Annotated in this window: 18 protein-coding genes and 1 tRNA gene; 15 read left to right on the forward strand and 4 right to left on the reverse strand. The window is 67.2% G+C overall.

Translation table 11 applies throughout. The features are described from left to right. Window positions 1–30 precede the first annotated feature (30 nt). From ACWDUM_RS25540 to ACWDUM_RS25575, 8 genes are read left to right on the forward strand one after another with little or no spacing between them, the layout of a single operon-like run. On the forward strand, window positions 31–414 hold the full coding sequence (locus ACWDUM_RS25540) for a Zn-ribbon domain-containing OB-fold protein (protein ID WP_450136141.1): 384 nt from the start codon (window positions 31–33) through the stop codon (window positions 412–414). Further along, window positions 411–1,547 (forward strand): thiolase family protein, encoded by a 1,137-nt coding sequence (locus tag ACWDUM_RS25545; protein WP_450136142.1) that lies wholly within the window; start codon window positions 411–413, stop codon window positions 1,545–1,547. Before ACWDUM_RS25540 ends, ACWDUM_RS25545 begins: the two co-directional genes overlap by 4 nt. A 10-nt stretch (window positions 1,548–1,557) precedes the next feature. Next, the gene (locus ACWDUM_RS25550) at window positions 1,558–2,103 is read left to right on the forward strand and encodes an SDR family oxidoreductase (protein ID WP_450136143.1); all 546 of its coding nucleotides are present in this window, start codon (window positions 1,558–1,560) and stop codon (window positions 2,101–2,103) included. A gap of 17 nt (window positions 2,104–2,120) precedes the next feature. Beyond that, window positions 2,121–2,933, forward strand: a complete 813-nt coding sequence (locus ACWDUM_RS25555; RefSeq protein WP_450136144.1) for an SDR family oxidoreductase — start codon at window positions 2,121–2,123, stop codon at window positions 2,931–2,933. Between the two features lie 17 nt (window positions 2,934–2,950). Further along, entirely contained in the window at window positions 2,951–3,718 is a 768-nt protein-coding gene (locus ACWDUM_RS25560) for an enoyl-CoA hydratase/isomerase family protein (RefSeq protein ID WP_450136145.1), read from the forward strand. Between the two features lie 5 nt (window positions 3,719–3,723). Beyond that, window positions 3,724–5,223, forward strand: coding sequence for a CoA transferase (locus ACWDUM_RS25565; protein ID WP_450136146.1), 1,500 nt, complete (start codon window positions 3,724–3,726; stop codon window positions 5,221–5,223). Then, complete coding sequence (locus ACWDUM_RS25570) at window positions 5,220–6,200, forward strand: CoA transferase (RefSeq protein WP_450136147.1); 981 nt, start codon at window positions 5,220–5,222, stop codon at window positions 6,198–6,200. Before ACWDUM_RS25565 ends, ACWDUM_RS25570 begins: the two co-directional genes overlap by 4 nt. Continuing rightward, window positions 6,197–7,465, forward strand: coding sequence for a CaiB/BaiF CoA transferase family protein (locus ACWDUM_RS25575; protein ID WP_450136148.1), 1,269 nt, complete (start codon window positions 6,197–6,199; stop codon window positions 7,463–7,465). The genes ACWDUM_RS25570 and ACWDUM_RS25575 overlap by 4 nt, the downstream gene beginning before the upstream one ends. Before the next feature lie 374 nt (window positions 7,466–7,839). On the opposite strand, the gene ACWDUM_RS25580 is transcribed toward ACWDUM_RS25575, so the two are convergent. Further along, entirely contained in the window at window positions 7,840–11,580 is a 3,741-nt protein-coding gene (locus tag ACWDUM_RS25580; protein WP_450136149.1) for a YobI family P-loop NTPase, read from the reverse strand. Window positions 11,581–11,910: 330 nt separating this feature from the next. Between ACWDUM_RS25580 and ACWDUM_RS25585 the strand changes: the two genes are divergently transcribed. From ACWDUM_RS25585 to ACWDUM_RS25600, 4 genes are all read left to right on the forward strand, one after another. Further along, window positions 11,911–12,537, forward strand: coding sequence for a hypothetical protein (locus tag ACWDUM_RS25585; protein WP_450136150.1), 627 nt, complete (start codon window positions 11,911–11,913; stop codon window positions 12,535–12,537). Between the two features lie 917 nt (window positions 12,538–13,454). After that, window positions 13,455–14,285, forward strand: a complete 831-nt coding sequence (locus tag ACWDUM_RS25590) for a hypothetical protein (protein WP_450136151.1) — start codon at window positions 13,455–13,457, stop codon at window positions 14,283–14,285. 146 nt (window positions 14,286–14,431) lie between these two features. Beyond that, window positions 14,432–15,214: a hypothetical protein gene (locus ACWDUM_RS25595; RefSeq protein WP_450136152.1), complete on the forward strand. Its 783-nt coding sequence runs from the start codon at window positions 14,432–14,434 to the stop codon at window positions 15,212–15,214. 59 nt (window positions 15,215–15,273) lie between these two features. Beyond that, on the forward strand, window positions 15,274–16,944 hold the full coding sequence (locus tag ACWDUM_RS25600; protein WP_450136153.1) for a hypothetical protein: 1,671 nt from the start codon (window positions 15,274–15,276) through the stop codon (window positions 16,942–16,944). Between the two features lie 244 nt (window positions 16,945–17,188). Here the strand turns inward: ACWDUM_RS25600 and ACWDUM_RS25605 are convergent. Beyond that, window positions 17,189–17,262, reverse strand: a tRNA-Gly gene (locus tag ACWDUM_RS25605). Window positions 17,263–17,355: 93 nt separating this feature from the next. Between ACWDUM_RS25605 and dcd the strand changes: the two genes are divergently transcribed. Together dcd and ACWDUM_RS25615 are read left to right on the forward strand one after the other, a co-directional pair. Continuing rightward, complete coding sequence (dcd, locus tag ACWDUM_RS25610; RefSeq protein ID WP_450136154.1) at window positions 17,356–17,934, forward strand: dCTP deaminase; 579 nt, start codon at window positions 17,356–17,358, stop codon at window positions 17,932–17,934. Window positions 17,935–18,322: 388 nt separating this feature from the next. Then, window positions 18,323–19,615: an Hsp70 family protein gene (locus ACWDUM_RS25615; RefSeq protein WP_450136155.1), complete on the forward strand. Its 1,293-nt coding sequence runs from the start codon at window positions 18,323–18,325 to the stop codon at window positions 19,613–19,615. A gap of 86 nt (window positions 19,616–19,701) precedes the next feature. Here ACWDUM_RS25615 and ACWDUM_RS25620 read toward each other — a convergent pair whose 3' ends face one another. Further along, window positions 19,702–21,096, reverse strand: coding sequence for a YibE/F family protein (locus tag ACWDUM_RS25620; RefSeq protein WP_450136156.1), 1,395 nt, complete (start codon window positions 21,094–21,096; stop codon window positions 19,702–19,704). Window positions 21,097–21,419: 323 nt separating this feature from the next. After that, window positions 21,420–22,028, reverse strand: a complete 609-nt coding sequence (bluB, locus tag ACWDUM_RS25625; protein ID WP_450114047.1) for a 5,6-dimethylbenzimidazole synthase — start codon at window positions 22,026–22,028, stop codon at window positions 21,420–21,422. Window positions 22,029–22,267: 239 nt separating this feature from the next. Between bluB and ACWDUM_RS25630 the strand changes: the two genes are divergently transcribed. Next, window positions 22,268–23,383 (forward strand): beta-mannosidase, encoded by a 1,116-nt coding sequence (locus ACWDUM_RS25630; protein ID WP_450136157.1) that lies wholly within the window; start codon window positions 22,268–22,270, stop codon window positions 23,381–23,383. Window positions 23,384–23,385: the final 2 nt, after the last annotated feature.

The following is a 23,385-nucleotide window of genomic DNA, read 5'->3' on the forward strand; positions in this document are numbered from 1 at the left end:
GACAAGTACGACTCGGATCGAGGGTGGCTGATGACGGAGCAGACGGAGCAGAGGAAGGCCGGGGCACCCCCCGGTGTCTGGGTGGGACGGTGCGCCGCGTGCGGTGAGATCGCGGTGCCGCGACCCGAGTTCTGCCCGCGTTGCCTGGGCGACGACGTCGTGGAGGAGCGGCATGACGGCGCCGGTGTCGTGTATGCCGCCACTGCCGTGCGGCGCGGTCCGAAGGGCGTCGCGCTCCCCTTCGGCCTCGCCTACGTCGACCTCAGCGAGACGTTGCGGGTGATGGCTCGCTACGAGCTCTGTGACGCCCCTCTGCTGCCGCAGACCCGTGTCGTGGTGACGCAGACCGGCGCCACCAGAACCGTACCGGTCCTGACCGCGTCCGTGGTCGCCGAGGAAGGAGCGGTGGCATGACAACCGCGATGCTCGCAGGAGCGTTCGCCGTCCCGTTCGTGAAGGCCGGCGACGATATCGCTGTCCTCGGTGCACGGGCCGTGCGTGGTCTCCTGGCGCTCACCGGCGCCGACCGATCGGAAATCGACGTGGCCGTCACCGGAACGGCACTGGGCGGGACGCTGGTCGGCCAGCGCATCCTGAAGCGACTGCACATGACCGGTATGGCCGTGGTCAACGTCGAGAACGCCTGCGCGACGGGCGCGACCGCGGTGCACGTGGCGACGCAGTTGGTCAGCACTGGGCGGGCTCGGGCAGTGATCGCCGTCGGCGCGGAGCAGCTCTCCGCGCTTGGCGGCGGCACCCTCCCGTTGGACGAGACGGATATCGAGGCCGCCCAAGGGTCTGTCATGCCGGCGGTCTACGCGATGCGGGCGAGCCGGTATCTGTGGCAGCACGACGTACGCGTCGAGGACATGGCACAGGTGACGGTGAAGAACCGCCAGGCTGGTGCCCTCAACCCGATCGCCCGGTTCCAGGATCCTGTCACGTTGGACGATGTCCTGTCGTCGCCGATGATCTGCGATCCGCTGAACCTGCTGCAGTGCTCGTCAAACAGTGACGGTGCGGCCGCTGTGCTTGTGTGCTCGCCCGAGTACGCCGCAGGTCTCGCGTCACCTGCTGTCACCATCCGTGCATCGGTGGTGCTCTCGGGTGCCTACTCGAACGGGCCGCGGGACATGCTCACGCCGGACATCTCCGTCCGTGCTGTCGGCCAGGCATACGAGGCAGCCGGAATCACGGCGTGCGACGTGGACGTGGCAGAGGTTCACGACGCCTTTACGATCGCCGAGCTCCTCTATTACGAAACCCTGGGGTTCTGTGCGCCGGGGAAGGGCGCGCAGTTCCTGGCCGACGGTGGGCCCGGGACCGGCGGTTTGGTTGCGGTGAACCCGAGCGGCGGGCTGATCGCCCGCGGACACCCGGTCGCGGCGACCGGCGTCGCACAGATGGTCGAGGCCTACCAGCAGCTCACCGGCACTGCGGGTCCCCGTCAGGTGCCCGACGCCCAGGTCGCGGTGACGCACGTGACCGGTGGCGGCATCGCTGGAGTCGACAACGGCGCGTGCGGTGTGCACGTGCTCGCGAACTGAGGAGGGCGCTGTGGGTACACGGGCACTTATCCTGGGCGACGGTCCGCTCGCCGCGGCCACCGCGGATGAGCTCGGCAACGCCGGGCACATCGTCGAGAGCGACGGTGACTGGGCGGCCGGACCGGTGCAGATCCTCGTCCTCACAGAGGCCGCCGACACACAGCAGGTCCTCGACGTCGTGCGCCAGCACCAGGCGGACCTCGCGGCCTCGAGGCACGGTCGCGTCGTCCTCGTCGGCAGCAGGGACTGGCTCGGTTGGCCGGGGCGTGCGGAGACGGCAGCCGCGACCGCTGCGCTGGTCGGCCTCACTCGGAGCCTGGCCCTCGAACTCGGCCCGCAGGGCATCACCGTCAACCTGGTGTGCCCTCCGGGACCGTCGACCGGCATCGACGAGGACCCGTGGGCCGAGCCGCCGGCACCGCTCACCGGTCCGGTCGAGGACAGCGACGTGGCGTTCGCAATCGCCTTCATGGCCGACGAGCGTTCCGGGTACGTCACCGGCCAGGTCCTTCACATCTCGGGTGGGCTCAGCGTGCTGAGCTCGCTCACCGCCTGATCGACGGAGGAAATACCATGTCCCGACACACATCCGACGACCTTGTGCGGAACGCCGTAGTCACCGGCGCGGCCAGCGGTATCGGCCTCGCCATCGCCACCCGGCTCGCCGATGACGGCGCTCACGTCGTCGTGAACGACATCTCCCTCGAGGCCGCCGAGCATGCGGCCGAGGGGATCCGCTCGAACGGGGGCACCGCGATCGCGGTCGCTGCTGATGTGAGTGATGCTGACGCCGTCGCGGGGCTCGTCGAGCGCTCGGTCAAGGAGTTCGGTGGCCTCGACATCATGGTCAACAACGCCGGCATCGAGGGCGACGCGGCCTTGCGGAAGCTCCAGTCGGAGTTCTGGGACCGGGTGATCGACGTCAACCTGGACGGGGTGTTCAACGGCTGCCGAGCAGCCGCTGCAGTCATGGAGGGCGGTGGCCGCATCGTAAACATTGCCTCCCGAGCCTGGCTCGGCTGGTGGGGCCAGGCTGCGTACGCCGCCAGCAAGGGCGGAGTCGTCAGCCTGACACGTGCACTTGCCGTGGAGCTCGCCTCGAAGGGCATCACCGTCAACTGCGTCGCTCCTGGGTTGATCGACAGCCCGATGCTGCGCCAGGTGCCCCAGTCCATCTACGACAACCTGCTTCGCGCCCAGCCCAGTGGTCGCGCCGGAACTGCGGATGACGTCGCGCACCTCGCCCGTTTCCTGGTCGATGACCGTGCGGGCGCCGTCACCGGTCAGGTCCTCTACTGCTGCGGTGGCAAGAGCCTGTTCGCGATGCCGACCCGTCGTCTCACCGCCAGAGATTCAGCCCCGATGGGCACCGAGGGGGCGGTGTGAGCAGCGAAGTACTAGAGGTGGCTCAGAAGGGGGCCACTCTCGTCCTGACGATGAACCGCCCCGAGGCCATGAACGCGATCGACCCGTCCATGGCGTCCGCGCTGCGCTCCGCATGGCAGCAGGCAGCAGAAGACGACGAAATCCGGGCCGTCGTTATCACCGGAGCTGGGGGGCGGGCCTTCTGCGCCGGCGCGGACCTGAAGCGGACCCCGCCGCCACCGCGCAGCTTCGCACAGACACATCTGAACCGAGAGATCACGGTCACCGCTGTGACGCCACCCGCCGACTTCGTCAAGCCGGTCATCGCGGCAGTGAACGGCACTGCCGTAGGCGGGGGTTTCGAGCTCGTCCTCGCCACCGACATCCAGATCGCCGCAGCGTCTGCCCGTTTCGGGCTCACCGAGGCGCGCATCGGCTCGCTGCCCGGAGCCGGCGGTACGCAGCGCCTGGCACGGCGCGTCCCCATCGGGGTCGCGCAGCGATGGCTCCTCACCGGTGAGGTCTTCGATGCCGACACAGCCCTCCGCTTCGGCCTGGTGTCCGAGCTCGTGGACGCCGAAAAGCTCCTGCCCCGTGCCCTGGAGATCGCCGACGCCATCGCTGCCAACGCACCACTCGCGGTGCGCGCCGGCAAGCGCGCGCTGTACGCGGCGCAGGACCAGTCGCTCGCCCAGGGCCTCGAGTATGAGCAGCTCCTGTGGGGCGCACTCCGAGACACGGAGGACCGACTGGAGGGTAGGGCCGCTTTCTCCGAGAAGCGGCCCCCTCGGTACCTAGGACGGTGACGACGGTGACGACAGAGCAGGTGAACATCACCGGTGAAGGGCTCACGTCCAGTCAGCGGCTGGCCGGAGAAATGTGGGCGGGGCTCGGCGGTCGGGCAGACGCACTGACCGACCTCGCATACGCCGAAGAGGGCGACCTCTCCTCGCCCTTCCCCGTCGTCGACCTCGCCGCGGCGTCCTTCGCCGTATGCGGGGCGGCTGTTGCCGACCTGTACGCGGCGTCGGGCAAGTTGTGCCCGCCGATCACCGTCAACCGCCGGCAGGCCGCGGTGTGGTTCGATTTCCCCCTTGCGCCGAGCCGGCCGCTCGGACCGGCCGGGAAGCACGGGGTCCACTCCAAGTGGATGGCCGAGTTCCCGACGGCGGACGACCGCTGGCTCCGGGTCCAGGCCACCTTCCCCACATTGCGGGCACGGTTGCTGAAGGCCCTGGGCTGCGCCGACGACGTCGATGCGATCGCGGCTGCGGTGGCGGCGCTGCCCGGAGAAGTCGTCGAAGAACGCCTGATCTCGGCTGGCGCGGCGGCCGCGATCGCACGCTCGCGAGCGGAATGGCTCCAGCACCCTGCCGGCCGTGCAGTCCTGACGGAGCCGCTCGCCGCGGTTGCCTCCACCGGCAGTTGCACGGATGGCTGGCTTCCCGCCGCAGGCCGACCGCTTCTCGGGATTCGCGTCCTCGACCTCACACGCATCGTCGCCGGTCCGGTGGCCACCCGCTTCCTCGCGTCGCTTGGTGCGGAGGTACTTCGAATCGACCACCCCGGCGGCGATGAGTTCAAGGTCTGGGGCGTCAACGACCTCGCACTCGGCAAGCGTTGGGCCACCCTCGACTTCCACACCGACGAAGGCTTGTGCGTGCTTCGTGAGCTCATCGCGTCCGCCGACGTACTGGTCACCAGCCACCGCGCCGATGTGCTCGAGCGCATCGGCCTCGGAGCCGAGGAACGGGCCGCACTGCGGCCCGGGCTCGTCGACGTGGCTATGAACGCGTACGGCTGGACAGGGCCGTGGCGCAACCGGCGCGGCTTCGACACCCTGGTGCAATACGCAACGGGGATCGCGCACCGGGTCTCGGAGTGGGCCGCGGAGGACCCGGCCGGCAGGTTGCCGCTGAACGCGCTCGGACACCTCGTCGACGCCAGCCGTCCGCGACACCTCCCAGTCGAAGCACTCGACTTCAGCACCGGATACCAGGTCGCGGCAGCGGCGATCCTCGGGCTCGCGCACCGCGTGCGTGAGCAGCGGGGGTCGCTCACCCGGCTCTCGCTGGCGCGAACCTCGCACCTGCTGAGCGAGGCGGCGATACCGGAAGGACCCAGCTTCTCCCTGCCCTGGGCAGGCGAAGGGCTCGAGTCGGGCGTGTTCGACATGGCCGGCGCCACCACCCGGCGGCTGGCGTCGCCACTCCGGATCGAGGGTGTCCCTCTGAGATGGGATCGCCCGGCCGAGATGCCGGGGTCGTCCGCGCCGCGCTGGTCGACGTACAGAGCAGGAGACAAGTCATGACGAGCCCGACGATCAGCGCGCCACTGGCCGATTTGACGGTCGTCGAGTACGGTGACGACCTCGCGGCTGCCTGGTGCGGCAAGCATTTCGCTGACCTCGGCGCCACCGTGCTCCTCGCGCACGACAACCACCTCGTCCAGGAGCGCGCCGCGCTTCGTGCCTACGTCGACGGTGGCAAGACGGTGCTGCGGGCCCTGCCGGACCGGGTCGACGTCGCCATCGTCCCACAGGGCTCCGGAGGTTCCGACGCGGCAGTGACAGTGCACATCAGCGACTTCGGCGAGACCGGTCCCCAGGCGACCTGGCGTGGTGGTGACTTTCTGGCGCAGGCCTCGAGTGGTGTCATGAGCCTCATCGGGGACCCGAACCGGTCTCCACTCGCGCTGGGCGGCCACCAGATCGACGACACGACCGGATGGATGGCCTTCACCGGCGCACAGATCGCACTGACGGCGATCGAGCTCGGCAACGGTCCGGTGCGACAGGCCATCAGGGTCAGTCGGCTGGAGGCCGCTGCCTACGTCGAGTGGAAGGGCCGCGTCTACGTGCAGGCCGGCAACGATCTGATCCGTGGCGAGCGCTCCGGCCCGGTCGTGATCCGGTGCGCCGACGGGTACTTCGGCTTCTACTACCGGGCCGTCGACTGGGAACGGGTGCTGTCGGTGCTCGACGATCCCGTTCTGCGCAGCGCGCCGTTCGATTCCCACCCGAGCCGTCTGCAGCACCCCGCCCAGCTGGTGGCCCGGCTGGAAGAAATCGTTGCCGGGTACACCCAGGCCGACCTCTACCGGGCGCTGCAGGCTGTTGGGGTGCCCGCCGGACCTGTCTTGACGGCCGAGCAGCTGGTCAACTCAGAGCAGTACAACGCCCGGGACTTCCTGGTTCCGCTCACGATTGACGGGGTGACTGTCCTGCAGCCCGCCGCGCCAGTGACCTTCAACGGGGCGCGGCCCGGACACGAAGGAGTAGCAGGGTGAATGAAGCACTAACAGGCCTGCGGGTGCTGGACCTGGGGATCATCACAGCCGGCGCAGCCACCTCCCAGGTTCTCGCCGACTTCGGCGCCGACGTCATAAAGATCGAGTCCACCACCTATCTCGACCCGTTCCGGAACTGGTCGCAGATCGCAGGCGGTGGGTCGTCCGACATCAATGCGAGTCCGCCCTTCGCCTCGACGAACCGCGGCAAGCGCAGCGTGTCGATCGACCTGAAGACCGGCATGGGCAGGAGTGTCTTCCTCGACCTCGTCGCCACCAGCGACATCGTGGTGGAGAACTTCCGGCGCGGGGTTCTCGAGCGCCTGGGCATCGGCTTCGACACGTTGCGGGAAGCGAATCCGCGCATCGTCCTGATCTCCCTCAGTTCCCAGGGAGGTGACGGTCCGGAAGCCGGCTATGTGTCTTTTGGATCGACGCTCGAGGCGATCGGGGGGGCGATGGCACTGACTGGGTACGGCGACGACACGCCGCCGGTCTGGACGGGTAACAACGTGAACTTCCCCGACCAGCTCGTCTCGGTCTCCTCGCCAGGACTTGTCCTGGCCGCGCTGCGCGCCAGAAACGCGACGGGACAAGCTATCCACGTCGATGCACCCCAGCGGGAGGCGGTGACCGCCGGAGTCGGCGACACGATTGTGGAGTATTCGCTGACGGGCAGGGTTGTTGGGCCGAGAGGTAACCGCCATGAGCGGTTCGCGCCGCAGGGTGTCTATCCCGCCGGTGCCGGCAACGAGTGGATCGCGATCAGCGTCCAGGACGATGTCCAGTGGAAGGCCCTGTGCACGATTCTCAACCTTGTCGCAATAGCTGATGACTTCGGCAGCGTCGAGGCCCGGCATCGGCGACACGACGAGATCGACGCCGCCATCACTGCGGTGACGCTCGGTCAACCCGCCGAGGAGCTTGCCGAGGAGCTGCAGCGCCACGGCATCCCGGCCACACCGGTGCTCCGTCCGCGGGAGGTCCTGGTGCATCCGCAGTTGCGGGCCCTGGATTTCCCGGTCGTGGTACCGGGGGACGAGATTGTCCAGCGCGGGTTTGTCGCTCGGCTGGACGCAATGCCGGGGGCGGTCCGGCGGCGCGCGCCTCGCCTCGGTGAGCACACGAGGGAGGTGCTCAGTGAGGTGCTGGGCATTGACCAGGAGGGGCTCGCCGAGCTGCGCGCGGTGGGGGCGATCCATTGGGATTCCGTAATGGAACCTTATGAGCGAGGTGCCCCGGACTCTGCGGTGGTCCGCGGGTAGCGGGTCGCCGCGGGTACGTGACCGTTGGCGTCGACGATCCCTACTCCCGATCGTCGATATCGCAGGCGGGCCTTAGCGATCGCACCGATCGACAAGGGTCTCAATCTCGCCACAATGCTCTGCGCGCCAATGGAATCGAAGGCGCCCTGGGACTAGCAACATCCGATATCCAGACCCGCTTCACATTCAGTGAGATGCCGAACAGGATTTCTCCGCGATCATCAACAGCACCCACACCGGCGCCCTCGCGGGCTACTAAGCATCAATCAAGGACGTATGTCGAACTGCGAGCTCTAGGTCGAGTTCAGCTCAGTCCTGTTGGCGCTGGAGGGCGGTCGTCACCACTCTCGATCTTGTCGCCCCGCGCCAACTGGTCACGGTCGCTTGACGACGAGGATGTCCTCGCGCAGCTTCTTGTTGGTCTTGCACAGGCCCGCTTCCTTCATGATCTTGAACACCGCCTTGTGCGCGTCGTCGTTCGGGACCTCGAACTCGCTTCGCTCCCAGGTCGTGAGGTAACTGTACTTGCCGCCCAAATCGTTCAGAATTACCACGATCTCAGCCGCGGTGGGAGCTGCGATGTGGAGCAGTCGAACAGTGAGATCCGCGTCCTTGCTGGTCGTGGCGACCCGGCGAATTTGCTCCACAGGAAGGCGAGTGTTGCCTTTGATGGCAAACCGGGCCGCGGCCGCCAGGGCCTTGCCGTCGTCGGTCGGGACGAAGTTCGCCAGGCCCTGGAGTATCTGCTGGCCAAGCTTGCTGCTGGTCGCAGGATCCTCGAAGAGGTCGGTGACCATCCCGTCGACTAGGCCGGGGGTAAGGAACTTGTCGACCTCGTTCGAGGCGACAATGGCGGGGCCGAGGGCAGCCCATCCGCCCTGGCGAAGGTGTGTGAAGGTGGCGACATCGTCCGGAACCAGGTCGCCTTTGACGAGGAGCGCGAATAGGTTGCTCTTTTCCGGGGTGATCTGTGTGGCCGGGAGCCACTCTTCGAGCCCGAGGCTTTGTACGAGCTGGACTCGGTCCTCCGGGCGTGGGATGCCATGCGCGGCGTTGAGCACGGCGACGGCAGCCGCGGCGGCGGCCTCCTCGTTGCGGGGGGCATCCGACCCATCGTCGGTGTAGATCACCCCGCCGGCGAGCAGGAGTTGGCCGAGGCTCTCGTCGATGACTCCGACTTCGGCGCGGTAGGCGTCGAGATTGGCCAGCGATGCACGAAATAGCTTGGCTGACGCCAGCGCTGGCCAGGTTGACGTGGGTGCGTCGCCCAGCTGCCGCAGCGAGCTGTCGGGAGACGCAGTCGCGGTGAGCCGCTTAAGTGTCTTGTCGTCCTCGACCGCGGCCTCGAGTGCATCAATGAGTGTCGCTGAGGTCAGCGTCGAGTAGTCGGTGTCGGCGTCGGCTTCGACGGCGTCGAGGTAGGGACCGAGGTTGGACAGGCAGTACTGGTAGATCGTGTCGTTGTCGCCAATACGGTCCAGCGTCACCTCGCCGGCGACGTTGAGCGCGGTGCGCAGGTTGTCGGCAGTCATCTCGTACAGGTTGTTGTCAACAATGAGTATCCGCAGCACTTCGTGAACGCCGTCGAGGCTGGGCAGAAGCACCTTTGCGCGTTGCAGCACGGCCACGACCGAGTCCAGATCAGACCTGGTGTGGGGCTCGGTAAAGGCTGGCATCTGCTTGTACTGCGAGACCAGGAAGTCGCCGACGTCGGACCCGAGGTCGTAGGCACTGTCCGGGTCGGCGGCTACGAGTGCGGCATCTACGAGTGCAGTGCGTGCGTCAGCGGGCACGCCCTCGTCGGAGACGAGGTAGGTGAACACGTCGTGCCACTGCTGCCGGCTTAGCTGCGCTGCCAGTCGGGTCCGCCCGACGTTCGAGGTGAAGAAGGCCGCCAGGAACTGCCTGGCTTCGCTCCCGAAGTTCGAGATCAGGTGCTTCACTACCTCATCCGCCCGCTTGACGTCCTCGACGAGAAGGTGATCGACCAGCTCAACGTTGTAGGCGCTGATGGTGCGAGTGAAGTCTTCGTCAGCTTCGGCCAGAAGGTTCGCGAACGCGCCGGGGCTGGTGAATTGGTAGTTGATGTCCATGCTGTTGGTCTGAACGGTCTGCACGATGAACGTCGCCACGTCGACGCCGGTGAAGTCGCCATAGAATTGCGCAGCGTAGAGGGCGAAGTTCCGGTCGATGTAGCCCTGCTTGACGAGGTCGCGTGCCAGACCTGACTTCAGGGTCCTGTCCATGAGCTGCGCGAACGTCAGATTCTCGGTCTCGTCGTCCTCGTCCTTGTTCGGGACGGTGATCGTGAACTTGTCGGCGTTGATCAGGTCGCGGAAATCGGCGCCGCGGAGTTTTTCGATGGCGTGGTCGAGCTCCTGGAGCTCCTCATTGAGCGCCTCGGTGTCCATGGCCTCCCACCGACCGCGCAGGACTTCCGGGAAGAGGTCCTCGAGATGGCTCTGAGCCAACGTGATGAGATGGTTGTGGCTTCCGTATTGCGGGCTCTGCGTCGCTCCGAGGTTGATTTCGGGCGAGGCGACGACAGCTTCCCAGAATGAGGGCGCGGTCACTTGGTCAGAGCCGTACGTGTTCGATGCGACGATGAAGCTCAAATCCAGTTGAGTCCAATTCGCCCGGTCACGTTCGGCCTTCCCGATCCCTATAAGCCGTCTGCCAAGCTTCTTCGCGAACGGGTCGAAGGTCGACGGTGGCCTATTCCTTGCCAGCAAGTCTCGCTTGGCCTGCTCGCGGGTCGCGACCGACGTTGCGACAAGCTCACGGTGATAGTCGTACAGGCGGTCGAGGTCGCTGGAGCGCCGCGAGATGTTCTCGAAGTCTTCCAAGTGGAAGTTCTTGTAGGCGACCAGCGCGAAGAGGTGGCTGGGAGACAGTCCGGGTGCGACCTTGCCCGACTGCAGTAGGCGTTCGGCGAATACGAGGTACTCATTGCGCATGTTCAGTAGGAGGCGCTTGTCGGTGGCGTGCTTGGCGACTAGTTCGATCAATGGACGCTCGATGCCGGCGACGCCCGCCTCCTGCAGGAGCTGATGTAGGTGTTCGCGGGCAGTGCGGTGCGAGATGAATGGCACGATCGGGATGACGATTTCGAAGAACTTGGTTCGGTTCGCGCGGACGGTCTCGGCCCGAGCGGCGTCGTCACCATCCTCGGCGGTGTCCTCGCCGATCTTCTCGAACAGGCTGTCGCGCATTGCGTAGATGAATCGGAGCGGCTTCTTGTCCTTCTTGATCTTCTTGAGCCGCTTCGGGGTGTTGTTGAGGAGGGTGTTGAGCTCACGAAGCGCCTCGAAGATCTGGGGGTTGTTGTAGCGGTCCAGGTCCTCGAAGATGACGATGTCCGTGGGTTCCTGGTCGAAGAAGCGGACGATCTCGTCGAGGTGTTCGTCGAAGTAGGTGTGGCTCGGCTCCGACAGTGTCAGGGCCGCGCCTGCTGCGGACACGTTGGAGACCGTGAACCGGTTGTAGGTGACTGTCCGCAGAACCGAGAGCACTACGACGAGTAGGGCGGCCACCCCTGCCCACACCAGCGCCTGCTCGACACCGGAGTGATCAGGTCCGGTTGCCATCTGCGAGGGCAGGCGCCCGAGAAGTGTCAGCAAGCCCCCGAGCACGCCGACGAACAGGACGGACTCAAGAACTGGCCGCCACCACGGCCGGGGGCCACGCAGGCTGAACCGCGAGTGGCGGAGTGTGCGTGTTCGGGCGCTGTAGATCAGTTGCTTGAGTACCTCCTTCTGGATGCGGTTGGTCAGCGACACGTCCTCCGAGTCGGGCGCCAGGGTGGATACAGCTAGCCGAAGCGACGAATCTGCATGCTTTTCCTGGAACTCATCGAGCACGCTTGACTTGCCGGTTCCGTACCGTCCACTGAGGGCAATGTTGCGGTTCTTGGGATCCTGGACCGCCTTCTCCAGATGGTCCAAGTAGGTCTTGTGCTGGGCCGCATCATATTGTGGCGCCAAGGATTTCAGTGTCACCTGGGCAGTGATCTTGCTCGGCGTCTTTTGCTGCAACGCCGTGGCCGCATCAGGCGCACCTGTAATGGCACCCGACGATCTTCCCGGGGCGTTTGCGCGGCGCTTGACGTCGCTCACTGACTTCCTTTCGAATGGGGTCGACTTTCGATGACTGTCTGCTCATTCCAATGGGCGAAACGACCACCGCACCGCGCTGATCGAGCTGCGCTCAGGGTAATCGAGACCAAACGTCGGAGGACCCTGAGTGTGTCGGTCGCGAGCCCCGGATGTCATCGTCTGCCTCCGAGTCGGACGGATACTCGGGGTGCTCGGTCCACTACAACCAAAGAGGCGGTGCCGGCAGGGGCCAACCGCACTGTTCTCGTGCGGTAGACGAGTGTGATTGAAGGAGTGTGGGGCTAGCGTTGGAGTGCGTCCGAATCTCGATTGAAAGGTCGGTTGGTTGCGATGGGCGAGAGGACGAACGAGAGGGTGGAAGACCGCTATCTGCGCGGTGAGATCGGATTCGAGGATGCGTTGCGGGAGGTTGCTGGTATCGACATTGATCGCGGAGACCTTGCCCAGATCCTCCGCGGCCTCGCCGGCCGCAGTCCCGGTAGTCCTGAGATCTCCGACCACGACGCCGGCGTCCTCGTCAGCGCTGGGTTTGTCGAGAACCCGATTGCAACCACCGCAGCGCGGGTGGACCGCGACATCCGCATGCAGGACCTGGTCCGCAGCTCGCTCTCGGTCGCCGACGCCGCGCAGCGTCTCGGGGTCACCACAGCCCGGATCCGTCAGCGCTTGGCCGAAGGCACCTTGTGGGCGTTCACCTCGGGCCGCCACCGGCTGCTGCCGCCCGCCCAGTTCACCGCCGACGGCGTGGTCCCGTTCCTCGATCAGGTGCTGCCGCTGCTGAGCAAGGAGCTGCACCCGCTCACAGTGCAGGCGCTGCTCACGGAACCGCAGCTGTCTCTGAGTGTGAATGGTCGTCCGGTGTCGATCGTGGCGTGGCTGACGGGCAGCGCGGGCGCCGCCTCGGACATCGAGGAGGCCGCCGACGTGATCACTGCCGCAGACTGGGAATCGGCGTAGATCCGACCATCTCGCCTACGGAAGCTGGTATGGCGCAGCCAGTCCCCGCTGCGCGCTGGTCGAACTATCGGTCGCCGATCCACGGCGGTCGCTTTCCGGATTGGATCCACACACGCTGAATCCGGAAGAGCCGGATGACCGCGGAGACACGTCACCCAGTGGCAGCCGATGGTCGATGTGGGGTGTCGCGGGACTGCTTCTTAGGCAGATAGAAATCGAGCTTCGATGAGCGTGTTGCGCGGATGGTGGCGGGATGCCGGGCGCCGTCCCCAACTCGACGCCCGATGTTCGCCAAGCAAGCAACGTCGGGGTCCCTCCAGTGGCGTTGCAAGCCACGTCGCCCCGTTGTGGCGGCGCTTCGGGTGATTCGCTCGCAATATCAGCTGCGGACCCGCTGTTTCAAACGTAGGCGCGCATCGAGTAACACGATGAGATTGGTTGCAGCCGTGGTCCTGTGCGGCGGTTTGTTCGCTCGCGATTTGTTCTGTGGAGGGTGTTTCGCGATTCGGAGTTGGGGACTAGCGTGGGTGTTGGCACCACCCTGAGTAATCCGACAGCTCGGTGCGCGTCCGCGCACACCGAGTTCCGAAGTCGGTCTTTGTCAGGGTGGTGATCACTATTCGTCTCTGATACCTCGAAGGACACCGAGTCGTAGTCGGTGTCCTTGTTTATCCGTCAGCCAGGATCCTGCGGGATCGCATGTGACTCATGAGGTTGTGACCACTCATGACAGTACTCCTCTGCGCCCGAACGGCGCCAGGAACTCCACGATGCACCGCGCGCATCGATGGTCGAGGTAGTCGGTGATGGCCTCGTATCGCCGCCGCACCGATGACTCGGCCTCGATTGCGGCGTGTATCAGGTGTTTTGAACCACGATCGGTCGATCCGGAATCGTGGTCGGCAGTGGGGCCATGGGTGCGCGAGACGGTGAAGCTGTCGGAGCCGACACTGCACAGTCAGGCCACGAACGCACTCAAGGTGCTCACCCGACTGGCGGCGTGGGCGATCGATGTGGGGTTGGTCCTCGACCGTGAGGTAGTGCTGACTCCCGAGGTGCTCGAGCGGTACCGGGTGACCGGCATGCGGCAGTTGGCCCCGACATCACGGTCGGCGGAGATCTCGCGACTGCGTACGTTGGCGAGGTCGGTGACGAAGCGGGCGCCGTGGCCCGGGCCGGACGAGCGAGGGTCGCGGCAGGGTTTGTCGCCGCCGTACGCGCGCGAGCAGATCGAGGCGTACTGGAAGGCTGCGGCATCGCAGAACGGCCCGTTCCGAGTCCAGGCGATGAAGGCGATTCTCACGCTCACTGTGGGTGTGGGTGCTCGTTCGGGTGAGCTGTTCGCCGTCGTGACCTCGGACGTGGTCGATGTCGGCGGCGTGGTGGCGGTCAGGCTCGGCGGGGGCGCTAAGGGGCGGGTGGTTCCTGTGCGGGCCGGTTGGGTCGATCGACTGGAGAAGGTCTCTGCGGGGGCGGGGTCGGGGCCATTGGTCGCGTCACGTCGGACGGGCCGTGATCAGGCGGCGGCGCTGCTCGCGTCGTTCGAGTACCCCGCTGGGATGCCCCGACTGATGGTGCCGCGTCTGCGGTCGACATGGCTGGCTGGGGTGCTGTCCGATTCCGGTGTCGCGGAGATCTTCTCGGCTGCAGGGATCGTCAGCGGCAAGGCGTTCTCGGACCTTCTCCCGTATCTCCCGGCGCCGCAGGTCGGTTCGCCGAGTTGGTGCCGGTTGGGAGGGCAGCAGTGATGACGCCTCGGACCCCGGAGGAGATTGTCGAGTTGTACACCCCGCACATGCCGGAACAAGAGTGGGAGGCGATTAGGCCGTTCGTGGTTGACGTTGTCCGGCGAGGGTTCGCGGCGACGAAGGTGTCGCAGACGGCGGTGGACCGCATGGTTATGGTGACTTCCCTGGTGCGGTGGGCGGTCGAGCAGGGTTTGCCGCTCGACGTCGAGCAGGTCTTCCACCCTGCGACGGTGAACCGTTACGCCGTCACGGTTCCGGGGTTGTCCGAGGCGACGCGGTGTACCCGCCGAGCCACGCTGACGTCACTCTCGCGTCGGATCACTCGTGCCGCGCCGTGGGAGCCGCACCGCGTAGTGCTGCACTATCCCCATGGAGCGAAGCCGTACACGTTTGCGCAGGTCTCTCGTCTGCTGTGGTGGGCTCCACGGCAAGTGACCGCGATCCGTCGACGAGGGCTCGCTGCGGCGGTGGCGCTCGGTGCGGGTGCGGGACTGCGGGGCACCGAGATGATGTCGGTTCGCTCGTCGGACGTCCGGGAACGCAGCCCCCATGTGATCGTCACCGTACGCGGTCCGATGGCGAGGCAAGTTCCGGTACGTCCGGCGTATGCCGATGCGGTGCTCGAAGCGGCAGACAATGCGCACGGTGGTCCGTTGTTCCACGATCCACTGCCCCCGGTCTGGGCCGTTGGCGAACTACTGATCAACTGCGACGTCCCCGAGACACTGAGGCCGCTAACGTCGACCCGGCTGCGGTTGACGTGGGAGTGCGCGATGATCCAGGCCGTCCCGTTGCCTGTGTTCATGAGGATGTCCGGGCACACCGGGACGCAGCGGCTCACCGACACCCTGGGCGCAGCGCAACTGTGTACCCGACCGTGGTGGACTGCAGCGGAACTTGACGCACTAGCGCGGGCGGTGCCGTGGTGACTAGGAAGAAGCACACACCTCACCGCCGCAAACGTGGTGGAGGAGTGGGCGCTGGCAGGATGCGGCGTCTGCACGAGGTGAGCGGCGCCGTGTACCGCACCGAGCCCTGGCAGTTCAAGCGGGTCATGGCCATGATCGCACACTGCGCCGCACGCGATTTCGTGCACGAAATGTTCGATCATCATCGTGGTGCGCACCGGGTGTTCACCGCAGACGCTTTCCTGGCCGCCTACGTGGTGACGCCGATGCTCGGTATCGCGATGCATCAGACGAACGTGACCGCAGTGGTTCGCGGGTGGACCGCATCGCAGCGGCGAACGCTGGGTATCCCGCCCCGTGCGGACATCAAGTACAAGTCCGTCAACGACGCTCTGCGCAGGTTGACGTGGGCGTGCCGGTCATCCCGGTATGAGGAGTGGGACGAACGCGCTTTCGCGCAGGCACTGCTGGACGCGTCCCTGTGGTGCCATCCACCGACCGGTGCCGTCGCTCTGGACTCGACCGATGTCTCGACCTGGGGGAGGGTTAAATACCGCAAACCGCTCGTCGACGCCGATCCCGATGGGATGCCGCCGCCAGATCACCCGCTCGCGCCACCGGATCCCAAGCATCCACATGCCCGCCGACGGGGACACCAGCTCCCGAATGCTCCCGTCTGCAAGGACGACAAGCGGTACATCTACACAGTCGATCTCGATGCTCGAATGGGCTGGCGCAGTACTGAATTCGAGGAGTCCTGCTACTTCTGCGGTTACGACCTGCACGTGATCACCGATGTCCCATCCGCCCCAGGCCTCGGTCCGGTGGTGCATGTTGTGCGTGCGATGAATCTCACGCCAGCGGGATCGCACAAGGGCGTCGGAGGACTCGCCGCCGTGGTGGCTCTGGGAGAATCGATCCCGGATCCGCGTCAGTTGATCGCGGACCGTGCCTACAACAACGTCAAGAACAGGATCTTCCCGATCCCGGCCTGGAGGCTCGGATACACCACCATCTACGACCTGCATCCCAATCAGCGCGGGCTACATCCGGGACCCGAAGGCACCCACACCATCTGGATCGACGGCGTCCTGTATGCGGATAGGCTCCCGGAAGGTCTGTATGACATCGACCCAATCGCGACCGACATGTCCGACGACGAACGCGAGCGCCTCGAGCGACGCCATCAGGCGCGTCAGGCGTACGCCTACGTCCCGCACGACGCCCTCCAGCCCGACGGGACTCGGCGCTACCGCGGGCCGGCCGCCCAGCCCGCCCGAGTACGGTGTCCGAACAACCCCGTCTCGATGCGCGCACCGCACAGCCTGCCGACGACGTCGTGCATCCGCGGCGAGGACTGCGGATGCGGGCGCACAGTCACACTGCGGGACACGGACTACCCTGACCTGCGGATGCCGTTCCAGCACGGGACCCTCGCCTGGGAGGCTTCGTATCACCGCAGGGTCGGCATCGAGAGCCTGTTCGCAGACTTGAAGCAGAACAGGCTGCACGTGCACCGCGGGTACTTCCACGGCTTCGGGATCAGCCGCTACACACTGCTCGCCGGATTCACCCTCGCCGCACTCAATTTACTGATCCTGCACGACTGGTACTCCAAGCGCGAGCGCCTCGACCCATGGGGTCGGTACCTCGGCGAGCCGGAACCGGAGCACACACCACAGCGACGACTGCGTCGCATCTCCTCTGGGCGTCACGAGAAGTCCTCAGCGCCCGCTGGACCTGGCAGATAGCGACCCCGCCCCGGTAGCGAGATCCACGGATTCCGCGGTCAAACCTCGACCAAACTGCGGAAACAACCGTAGGTAGGCGTCTCGAGCGCACGATTCGGCCCGATCTGTGTGGGAATCACGCGGCAACGACCCCGAGAATCCGCCAAATCCGACCGTTGGGCGGAGTCGTGACGGAAATCGAGGCCAAATTTCGGCCGCAGACCCAATAGGTGAACTCAACCGGACTCAATGGGTGAACACCCTTTGGAGCCGATGACGGGAATCGAACCCGCGTATTCAGCTTGGGAAGCTGATGTTCTACCATTGAACTACATCGGCACGCTGGGCATTTCCGCCGAATCGGCGGTGTAACACCCTGCGAGCGGCAACTCTAGCAGACGTCCCGATGTTCGTGCGTCTACCCTCTAGATCGTGCTTCTCTCCGATCGTGACATCCGTTCCTCCCTCTCCAGTGGCCGCCTGGGCATCGATCCGTTCGACGAGTCGATGGTGCAGCCGTCGAGTGTGGACGTCCGGTTGGATCGCCTGTTCCGGGTCTTCAACAACACGAAGTACACGCACATCGACCCGGCGCAGCAGCAGGACGAGCTGACCAGCCTGGTCGAGCCGGCCGAGGGGGAGCCGTTCGTGCTGCATCCGGGCGAGTTCGTGCTCGGGTCGACCCTCGAGTTCTGTTCTCTGCCGGACGACCTCGCGGGCCGCCTGGAGGGCAAGTCCAGCCTCGGTCGTCTCGGTCTGCTCACTCACTCGACGGCCGGGTTCATCGATCCCGGCTTCAACGGGCACATCACCCTCGAGCTGTCGAACGTGGCGAACCTGCCGATCACCCTGTGGCCCGGGATGAAGATCGGCCAGCTGTGCCTGTTCCGGCTGACGAGCCCGGCGGAGAACCCGTACGGCAGCGCCGCCGTCGGCTCGAAGTATCAGGGCCAGCGCGGTCCCACGCCGTCGAAGGCGTACCTGAACTTCGCGAAGGCCCCGACGCCGTAGCCGCTCGCGCCATGCGGATCGGCGCCGGTGTGGAGACGCCGGCCCGAAGTTCGGGATTCGCCGGGCGTGCCCGGAGTCACGTCGAATTCGAGTCGAAGCTTCGGGCAACTCGTGGCGACACCTCCCGCGACGGAATGGCGCGAGGCGGCGCGGTCGAGGTATGCGACCTGGTCACATGCTCCACGTCGCCCGGCGCCCGGTGTCGTACCGCGCGAGCCCACGGATGCAATGGCTAACGAACGGTTAATGAAGTGGGTGGCGTGAGCCGCCCCCGCCGAGTCTGATCTGCCCGAATCTGGGGCTGGTGCCGAGGCGACGGTTCGATAAGCTGCCCCGGGTTTCGCGTGCGCGCAATCGGGGGCGCACACCGTCAGACAAGGACGACTCGATGAGTGCGGTACTGGGAGTGTCGGTGGGGGCGAGTGCTGTCCGCATGGCCACCCGGTCCGGCTTCGACAATCCGCCGGGAATGCCGGCGGGCTTCGACCAGCAGGCCGTCGAGGTCGTCTCGGGTCCCGTCGAAGACGTCGCCGCCCAGTCCATCGGGGTGCTGCTCGAACATCAGTGGCACGGCAACCTCGAGGCCACCGCGGTCGCATACGGGAGCGTCGTCGAGGCCGACGCGATGCACGACGCGATGGCGCGGCAGCGCCTGCACAACTATCACCTGGTGCCCGAGTCGGCGGCCGTGGTCACCCTGCTCGAGAGCGTCGGCCAGCTCGGCCCCGACACCCACACCCTCGTCCTCTACGACCTCGGCAGTTCGGGCGTCACCATCAGCGTCGTCGACCGGTACTCCCGCAGCGTCATCGCGTGCGAGCGCAGCGACGTGGTCGGCGGCGACGTCTTCGACGCGTTGATCGCCGAGCAGCAGGTGCGGGAGCGGGGTCTGACACGTCCCGTCGACACCTGGGCGGCCGCGGAGCTGACCGCCCGCTGCCGCACCGCGAAGGAACAGCTCTCCACCGGCGGCGCCGCGTGCGTGCCCGGCGACGGCGGGCTGATCCTGCTCAACCGGGAACGCTTCGAGGCGCTCGTCCGGGTGCCGGTCGAGAGCTCCGCTCGCCTGGCCCGCGAGGTGATCGCCGCCTCCGGACGGCATCCCGACGTGCTGGTGCTGCTCGGCGGCGGCGCGCGCATCCCGCTCGTCCAGGGCGTCCTGCAGGGCTGGCTGGGATTGCCGACAGTCCTGCCACCCGAGCCGGAGATGGTCGCCGCGCAGGGTGCCGCCCTGTTGGCCACGCCGGTGGAAGTGCCACCCGAACCCGAACTGCCCGAACCGAACTGGAACGACGTCGCCCCCGTCGCCTCGCATCGGCGGCAGCGCGGCGCGTCCCGGCGGCAGCTCGCGCTGGCCGGGTCGGCAGCGAGCGGACTGCTGGTGGTCGCGGCCATCGGGCTGACCCTCGACCGTGGAGACGACGCCACCAGCCAGCGGGAACCGGCGGTCGCCGAGGCCACCGTGGCGCCCACCACGACGAGGCCGACGACGACGGCACCGACGACCACGACCACACCGTCCCCGACGCCCGTCGCCCCGGTCGTCACGTCCGAGCCCGAGCCGACCTCGGTCGCCGAGGCGCCGCCGGCGCCGCCCGGGCCGCGGTATCTGAACCTGCCGCAGCCGATCCAGATCGAGGTCCCGCCGGGTATCCAGTTGCCGCCCGGCATGATCCGCTGACCGCTGACATCGACACGGCCCGCGGTCACCGAATCCGCCGAGTGAACGGAAGTGTTCGGTCGATCTGATCGACCGAACACTTCCGTTCACTCGCGACGGGCGTGGCGGCCGCTGCCGCTGGCGGGCCGGGGCCGGGGTGCGGGGGGTCGACCGGGTGCGGTGGGTCCGCCGGGCGCAGGGGCGACGGCCGGGATGTGCGGGTGCGTGGGCAGGACGCGTGCGGTGGGGACGGCCGGTGCGGGTGCGGCGAGGGGGACCTGCGAGCGCGGCGGCCGGGCCAGGGCGACGGCGATGGCGGTCGTCAGCGGCACCGAGAGGGCCAGCGCGATGCCGCCGACCGCGGAGCGCAGGATCTCGATCGCGACGGCGTCGCCGGTGAGCACGTCGGTGATCGAGCGGCCCGCCACCGAGAACAGCAGCAGCAGCGGCAACGCGCCGCCCGCGTAGGCGAGCACGAGGGTGTAGACGGTGCTGGCGATGTGGTCGCGGCCGACCCGCATCGCGGCGGAGAACACCGACCGCCGGTTCGCGTCGGGGTCAAGGTGGGCCAGCTCGAACGCCGACGACGCCTGCGTGATCGTGACGTCGTTGAGGACACCGAGCGAGCCGATGATGAACCCGGCGAGCAGCAGCCCGGTGATCGAGACGTGCCCGATGTAGGTCTGCACGTTGGTGTTCTGTTCCTCGGACAGCCCGGTCAGGTGCGTCATCTCGATTGCCGCCCACGACAGCACCGCCGCCAGCGCCATCGACGCGAGCGTGCCGAGCAGGGCCGAACTGGTCCGCAGGCTCACCCCGTGCGCCAAATACAGCACCGCGTACAGGATGATCGCGCCGCCGACGAGCGCGACCGGCACCGCGGGCTTGCCGTCGAGCAGCGCGGGGAGCATGAAACCGACCAGTACCGCGAACGCCACCAGAATGCCGAGCAGGGCACGGAATCCACGCCACCGCGCGACCACGATCACGACGATCACGAACACCAGCACGACCGCGAGCAGCGACCAGCCGCGCGCGTAGTCCTCGAACGAGTACGCGGTGGCGCCGGTGTTGTCGGTCTGCCGCACCAGCCGGATGTTCTCGCCGGCCACCAGGTTCGGTTGTCCCGGTCCCGGTCCGATCTCCAGCAGGGTGCGGGTGCCCTCGTTCGGGCCCGACTCGATCGCGACGACGCTGCGCTGGCACTCGTACGAATTGTTCGGTGGGGGAACCGGATTGCCGGTGAACGGGCGCCCGACCGAAGGGCTGCCGCAGGGGCCGAAGTCAGAGGTGACGACGGATCCCGCCTCGGTCACCACGGCGCCACCGCCTGCGGTCTGGAACGGGAGGGGGATCTCGACGCTGTGCCGGCTGGGCCACAGCGCGATCGCGCCGATCACCACGGCGAGCCCGATCGCGGAGAGCAGGCCGACCACCACGCGGGCGGCGACGGGGCCGACGGGGACGGGACCGGTGTGGCCGTGGCCGTGACCGTGGCTCATCGAGTGGATGCCTGACTCCGCATGGCGTCAGGGTACCGAGCGCCCGGGGACCGTCCGGTCGGCGGGAACGCGGACCGGACACCACGAGGGCGGAGGTGAAAGAGAGGATCCCCCCAGCAGGGTGGCGGGGTACAGGGGGGTGTCTCCCCGCCACCGGCCCGATTGCACACAGGGGGGGAGGTGCAATCGAGCGTGCTGGACACCATTGGTGTCGTGTCCGAATCTACCGTGTCTTTCCGGATCTGTCTCACGGGGGGTCGAATTTCGTGTCGGAGTTCAATCGATACGCCGTGAATCCGGAACTGTCGACCCGAGATCGCAGGTCAGAACGATTCGCGGTGCACGGCCTCGGAGAGCGGACGGCCTTCACGCCACCCGAACCGCACCAGGTCCGGGGTCTCCTGGAACTCCGAGACCGGCCCGACACACAGCCACGCGATCGGCCGGATCGGGGCCGGGACCTTCACCAGCGACGTCAGGTAGTCCTCGTCGTAGAACGAGACCCAGCCCACGCCGATCCCCTCGGCGACCGCCGCCAGCCAGATGTTCTGGATCGCGAGCACCGCGGAGAACACTCCGGTGTCGTCGACGGTGTGCCGGCCGAGGATGTTCGCCCCGCCCCGGCTCGGGTCGTAGGTGACCACGACCCCGGTCGCGGACTCGCGGATGCCCTCGATCTTGATCGGGCTGAACGTCTCGCGACGCTCCGGCGGCAGCGAGTCCGCGAAGTTCCGGCGGCAGGCGGCGACGTGATCGGCGAACGTGTCGAGGGTGTCGGGATCCTGCACGACGACGAAGTCCCACGGCTGCGTGTTGCCCACGCTCGGGGCGTTGTGACCGGCCTGCAGGATCCGCGTCAGCTGCGCGTCCGCGATGCGCTCCCCGGTGAACTCCGCGCGCACGTCGCGCCGCATCCGAATCGCGTCGTACACCGACAGGGTGGGGCCGGACTCGCTCGGCTGGGCGGGGCTGCTGTTCACATCGGAGGACACGCGATTCACGGTAACCGATCCGACCCCGCGGCCTGTCCCGGCAGTCGACCCGTTCCCCGACGGTAGCCTCGAGCGGTGGTGTTCCCGACGTTCGACGTGCCCTGTCCCACGGCCCGGCAGATCGTTTCGGCGGAGCCGATCACCGCGACGGTGACGACCGGTCGGGATACCCTGCCTGCGTGGTCGGGTCACAGGTCAGACGGTGGATCGGTATCTGCGCGGCCGTCGTGGTCGCAGGTGTCGCCGTGCTGACGGGCGGCGCCGCGAGCGCCGACCCGGCCCCTGCCCGGGTGGGCGCCGACGGCACCGCGCTCACCCTCGACGGCGAGCCGTGGTGGCCGGTCGGGCTGAACGCCTACCAGCTGGCGACGAACTGGTCGATCAACCGCGGGTGCGGCGCCCAGGTGGACCTCGACGCGTACTTCTCGTCGCTCCCAGGCATGACGCTCACCCGATTCAACGCCTTCTCGGCGCTGGCCACCAACAAGTTCACCGGTGCAGTGGATTTCGCGCCCATCGATGCGGTGTTCGCCGCGGCGGAGCGGCACGGACAACTCGTCGTGCCGGTGCTGACCGCGCAGGACGGCGCCTGCGAGGACGGCATGTTCAAGCAGCGCGACTGGTACGCCAGCGGCTGGCAGCAGCAGGCGCCGGGTATGACGATGTCGTTCGCGGACTGGGTGGACACCGCCGTGCGGCGGTGGCGGACGTCGCCGGCCCTCGCCGCGTGGGAACTCGTCGGCGAACCCGAGACCAGCGTGTGCCCCGGCGGCGACTGCGACTTCGGGAACCGGGTGTGCCCGCCCGACGCGGCCGAGGTCCTGCGCGCTTTCATGGACCATGCCGGTGACCGGGTGCGGGCACTGGACCCGCAGCGGCTGATCACGGCCGGCCTGACCGGAGGCGGGCAGTGTGGGACACAGGGCGACGAATACGGGTACATCGGTCGGTCCCCGAATGTCGACGTGCTCCAGTACCACGACTACGGCGCCGACGGCGTACCCCTGCCCGGCGACCAGTGGAACGGGCTGGCGCGCCGGATCGACCAGACGGCGGCGCTCGGCAAGCCGCTCCTCGTCGCGGAGATCGGTCAGGCCGCGGGTAGCTGCCTGTCACTGTCGCAACGAGCGCTCGACGTCGGGACCAAGATCGCCGGGCAGCGTGCCGCGGGCACCGCCGGTGCGTTGCTGTGGGCGTTCGTGCCCAACCCGCGTCACGCCGAGTGCACCTTCGACATCGGTCCCGGCGATCCGTTGTTCCGGCTGCTCGGGCCGGGGAGGCCCGGACCCGTCTGATC

Source organism: Rhodococcus sp. NPDC003322 (genome assembly GCF_053589555.1).